Origin of the sequence: Brevibacterium otitidis, assembly GCF_042429315.1 — a bacterium.
GTDB classification, from domain to species: Bacteria; Actinomycetota; Actinomycetes; order Actinomycetales; family Brevibacteriaceae; genus Brevibacterium; species Brevibacterium otitidis.
Window position 1 is genome coordinate 1 of record NZ_JBHMAU010000005.1, and the last position, 5,051, is coordinate 5,051.

5 protein-coding genes are annotated in these 5,051 nt (G+C 63.1%); 2 read left to right on the forward strand and 3 right to left on the reverse strand.

The annotated features are described in order from the left end of the window. The coding region (locus tag ACFFN1_RS00545) for a helix-turn-helix domain-containing protein (protein WP_376837616.1) at positions 1-750 on the reverse strand (750 nt) is incomplete at its 3' end. Positions 751-1,552: 802 nt separating this feature from the next. Here ACFFN1_RS00545 and ACFFN1_RS00550 point away from each other — a divergent pair. Further along, positions 1,553-1,909 (forward strand): helix-turn-helix domain-containing protein, encoded by a 357-nt coding sequence (locus ACFFN1_RS00550; RefSeq protein ID WP_376837618.1) that lies wholly within the window; start codon positions 1,553-1,555, stop codon positions 1,907-1,909. Next, complete coding sequence (locus tag ACFFN1_RS00555; RefSeq protein ID WP_376837619.1) at positions 1,902-3,185, forward strand: HipA domain-containing protein; 1,284 nt, start codon at positions 1,902-1,904, stop codon at positions 3,183-3,185. Before ACFFN1_RS00550 ends, ACFFN1_RS00555 begins: the two co-directional genes overlap by 8 nt. 452 nt (positions 3,186-3,637) lie before the next feature. Here the strand turns inward: ACFFN1_RS00555 and ACFFN1_RS00560 are convergent, their stop codons facing one another. Both ACFFN1_RS00560 and ACFFN1_RS00565 read right to left on the reverse strand, forming a co-directional pair. After that, a complete protein-coding gene (locus tag ACFFN1_RS00560) occupies positions 3,638-3,982 on the reverse strand; it encodes a hypothetical protein (protein WP_376837621.1) in 345 nt (114 codons plus the stop codon). 268 nt (positions 3,983-4,250) lie between these two features. Next, complete coding sequence (locus tag ACFFN1_RS00565; protein ID WP_376837623.1) at positions 4,251-4,643, reverse strand: hypothetical protein; 393 nt, start codon at positions 4,641-4,643, stop codon at positions 4,251-4,253. Positions 4,644-5,051 lie beyond the last annotated feature (408 nt).

The following is a 5,051-nucleotide window of genomic DNA, read 5'->3' on the forward strand; positions in this document are numbered from 1 at the left end:
ATCGATCGCGTTCTTGTATCCCTGGAACGGGTCCAGCGTCGCGACCCGCACACCCTGGCGGAAGGAAGGCCCGCGTGCGGTGAGCCAGTCTTTGTACACGGTGCCCGACCGTCCCGGGACGAGATCCAGCAGACGCGCGGTTCGGTGCCGGTGGCGGGAGAGATCGACCATGCCGGTCAGCTCCTTGGGTCCGCGCCGGCGCGGATCGGTGTGGTGCCAGACGTGCTCATCGACGCCGAGAACCTCGACGCCGTCGAACCGTGCCGGATCGTCAGCGGCGGTGTTGAGCACTGGCCGGATCTGGGACCACAGCGTGTTCCACGTCGTGCCCAACTGGCGGGCCAGTCCCTGGACGGAGGCGTTCTCATACCGCAGCTGACGGATCGCCCACCGGACCGCGCGGGTTGTCAGCAGGGCGCGTGGTGCGGCGACCTGCGTGTTCTGCTCGGTGAAGGTCACGACCGGGCAGGCGGACTCGCGGCAGATCCAGCGGTGCTTGCGCCATCGCAGGCGGGCAGGACGTCCAGCGGACGGAGCATCGATCAGGGTCACGGTGATGCGTCCGTGGCCGGTCGGGATGACGCCGCAACCGGGGCAACCGGTCAGCGGGTCACAGGTCTCGACGTCGAGGACCACGCTCTCGTCGGTGGCATCGACGTCGGTCAGGTGCAGTCCGGGGAGGCCGAGGAGGACATCGCAGCGACTGCAACGGTCCAGAGATGTCGAGCAGGAACACGTAGGATGGGGCATTGTCGAGGTCCTTGAGATCAGCGCGGGTAGATGTCCGCTCATCATCAGGGACCTCGACGTCTATCTCCAACACCCTTGCCCGACCGGCGCGCCCACACTCAACTCTGAAGAGCCCAATTACGGAGGGTGTTCTTATTGATTCCGATCTGTTCACCGACCAGCCGGCGCGCGGCACTCACAGCCAGCGCGGGTTCGCAGGTCAGCTTCTCATTGACCATACGCACAGCACGGTCACGAACTTCTGCAGGGTACTTACTCGGTGCAGGCATGTTCCTATCCTCTCGGTTAGATCAAACCCTCCACCACACCCGGGGCGATCCACCGACCGCTGAGCTGACCGGACACGACCGCGCAGCTCGGACAGCTCAGCATCCTTCTCCACTTCCCGGCGGCGTGCCCGCGCCAGCTGAGTTTCCAGCTGTGCGATGCGTTCGCGTGCCTTCGTCAGCGCGCCATCGGTCTGACTCCGAGCGGGGACACCCGCTGCCCGTCGTTGCTGTCGACGAAAGTGGGAGGATCGGCATGCAGCGTTGCAGTAGCGCCGCCGGCGGGTGGCAGTCGCAGGCAGCGGCTGCCCACAGCCGAAGCAGCTCCGTGGTGTGTCAGTCATGCCCAGAATTCGGTGCGGTGGCACCCGGGCGTCTGTCGTTGCGTTCGCAAACGACAACGGTATGCACCTTGGTGCCAGAGGTGTGAGGGAAATTCGTCGGTTCGTCTCGGCGTGACGTGTGGGGTGGATGAGATCGTGGAGTGAGGAGGTTCTTCGGTAGCGGTGGTGGGATAATGGGTGCAGGAGGTAAGGATGTTTCAGTTCTTGGATGACCCTGAGGCTGTTGGTCTGACTGAAGATCATGGAGAGTCCGATCAAGCCTCGGACAAGGTCGGGCGTGTCTTCCACTCCTATGAAGTGCTCGCCGCCGCCGTCTGCGACGAACGGCGCCAGCGCGGGTGGAGCCAGACTGAGCTTGCCCAGCGAGCCGACGTCAGTGAAGAGACCGTGGCCGAGCTGGAATCGGGTGAAGTGAAGGTGCCGCTGGTGCCGATGCGCCGGGTGGTCGACGCGCTGGGCTTCCGCACGCTCACGCTGCCTGGCCCGCTGCGCGAAGAGCTGCAACCCGGACTCATCCCCTTCGAGGAAGCGATCAGAATCCTTGGCTGACCACCTCTACGCCTTCGTCAACGGCAGGCACGCCGGAACGTTTGTCCGCGAGGCCAGCGGACAGGTCATGTTTGCCTACGAGGACGCTTACGACGGGCCGGACATCTCCCTCGCACTGCCACGCGAGGCCCCGCAACACGTCACGGCGGCCGCCACCTACCTGGACAACCTCCTGCCGGACAGTGCATTCGTCCGTGAACGGTGGGCGGCCGAGCGCGGACTCTCCTCGACGGAGCCGTTCGCGCTGCTCGGAGAGTATGGTGAGGACGTCGCCGGGGCGGTCACTCTCACACGTCTGCCAGAACCTGACCGGCAACCAGTGGCCACAGAAGACGCGAGTCTCGAAGAGATCACCGAGCGAGTCCGCAGTATCCGCAAGGACGCTTCCGCATGGCTGCCGCCGAACCGGCACGCGCGTATGTCCCTCGGGGGAGCACAGGGGAAGTTCAGTCTCGCACGCGTCGATGACCGGTGGTACTGGTCGAATCGTGACCTGCCCTCGACGCACATCTTCAAGCCGGAACCCGAGCGCTGGACGTGGCTGGCTCGTGCAGAGCATCACAGCCTGCAGCTGGCACGCCGAGTGGGTCTCGAAGCATCAGCGTCCGCGCCGGCCCAGCTGTCCGGCATGGCTGTATTCGTCACGCGGAGGTGGGACAGGAAGCAAGGTCGCCGGCTTCATGCTGAAGACCTCAATCAGGCAATGGGCATGGCCACCGAGCAGAAGTACGATCTCAAGGCAGCCACAGCCGCGCGCTTCCTCGCCGGCTACGGGCTGGAACGAGCCTTCATCCGGCAGCTCGCGTTCAATGTCGCGCTGGGCAACTTCGATGCCCACGCGAAGAACTACTCGATCATCCTTGACCAACGGACCAAGCTCTCACCGCTGTATGACACCGTGCCTATCGTGATCTACCCGCGCCTGTCGCGCACACTGGCCATGCCGATCGGAGGAACGCGAGTCGTTGCCGAGCTGACCGAGAAGCGCTGGCAGGCGTTCGCACACGAGGCGGGCCTGGATCCAGACGTTGTCTGCGCTGAGGCCTACAGCGTGCTGCAGCCCACCAGCAACCTGCTCACCGAGCACATGGCTGAGGCAGGACTAGACTCTGCACGCCTGAGCACGATCCGCAAGCACGCAAGGATTATCGCACGCAACATCCCAGCCGACATCGGAGACCTCACCAAAGCTGCGGCAATGCGCGACCTGCAGCAGGCCGAAGCGCTCTCACTGACCGACCTCACAAACAATGCCTTCGGCCCTGGCCTCAGTTGACGCAACACCGCCCCGGAACAGGGACATGTCTCGGTGACCACAGCACCACTGAGGGTGCCAAAGCGCCACCTGCAACCACCCGCAACCTGAGGTACCGCCTCATCGTCACGACGGTGACCGGTAGGGCGCGGGCAGCCCCGGTGAGGCGCTGTAAGCAGGTGAATGCCGGGACCCCGAGGCCACGGTGACCACACCGTAGTGAGAAAACCCCTGACCTGAGGCTGCGGTGAGATGTCTCGAAACCCGGCTACCGCGCATTGTGCTGAGGTAAGAAGAGCCGGCCCACATGGATTGCAGCGCAGCAGATGGCCATGACAAGCAGCCCGACCTTGATCACCGTAATGACTGGACTCCCAGACGGGAACAACACACGCGAGGCGAGTTGTCGACGGATAGGTGACCACAGCACCACTCAGGGTGCAAAAGTCGCCGTAATGAGACTTGGCCTGCTGTTACCGGGTCGGGCCGTCGTAATCGGTAGGTGTGATGAGGGTCGCGGTGGCTGTGGACTGCTGTGCGTCTGGTTCTAGCGCGGAGATGCGGTCAACGATTCGATATGCCATGTAACCGTCCCTGGCGGTCAGTAAGCGCGCCGGATAGTGCTTAGCAAGCACGTCGTTAAGCTTCTCCACCGTGGTGTTGCCGGTCATGACCGCTAATTGCGCTGCGTCGTCGATATCACGCTCATCACGCCCAGCGTGGTGTTTCATCGCGAGCAGGTACTCTGGCGCTGCGACATACACGCGCAAGGACGGGTTATCGAGGAGCACGCGAGATTGATGCTGCACCTGGGGCATGAAGCCCTTGGCCCCGTCATTGATCCAATCGGCAGAGAGATCAAGGCCGTCGCGCGATTCTTCTGCGATCTCTGCAGCGATCTCGCGGACAGCCTGTGAGGGTTCGAAGACAGCGTCAATGTCGCGGGTTGTTCGTGCACCATCGTAGGCGAAGCCATCGCTGCTCCACCGACGATAAACAGCGTGGCAGACTCGCCGCGAGCCGCTAGGCGGTTGCTGAGGGTCTGAAGCAATCCACGTAGCTGCTTCTGGCCCATTGCAGGGCCTGTCATGCCCGCGATAGTCCTCGGTAGGTGACGAAGATCCCGTGATTCCTGAACTCCGGTACGCCCTCGGAGCGGGCTTCGGGGTAGTCGAACGGGATCACCAGCGGAAACCATTCAGTGGTGCAGCGTGACGGCTTGGACGTCCACGCAGGTGCGGTCCATCCATCTGCGCGCGCGAGGTACTCTGCGAGGGCAGCGAATGCCGAATCTATACGTTGGGATCCGGTCATCTCTGGTTCCGGAGTGAACACCTCGGCTGCAGCTGTGATCCCGCCGTGCTTCCGGGCGCTGATGTAGTCATCCAAGGTTTGCAGAATGGCGAATCTCCAGAGCTCTTCGTCGCTCATCCCGTTTCGCCGCCACTCAGTGGCGCTACGTGCGTTCTTCGCGGCCATGCCAGCGCGGCTGAGACGAAGGGCGGCCGGGACTGCTTCGACTGGTGCAGGATCGGCAGCCAGCATTGCTGTAATGTTAACGAATTCATGCCGAATCACCATGTGCACCCCGCCTCCCTTAAGTGATTCCGTACCGGAATTGTCAGCTCATCTCTACACCAGCATTGTACCGCCCGAATCAGCTGCCCGGTTTGCCTGGATACCGAGGGGACCGGTAGGGCGCGGGCAGCCCCGGTGAGGCGCTGTAAGCAGGTGAATGCCGGGACCCCGAGGTCACGGTGACCACACCGTAGTGAGAAAACCGGCTCTTCAGAGTTGAGTGTGGGCACGCTGATCGGGCAAGGGTGTTGGAGATAGACGTCGAGGTCCTCGATGATGAGCGGACTCTTACCTCTGCTTACTCCAAGG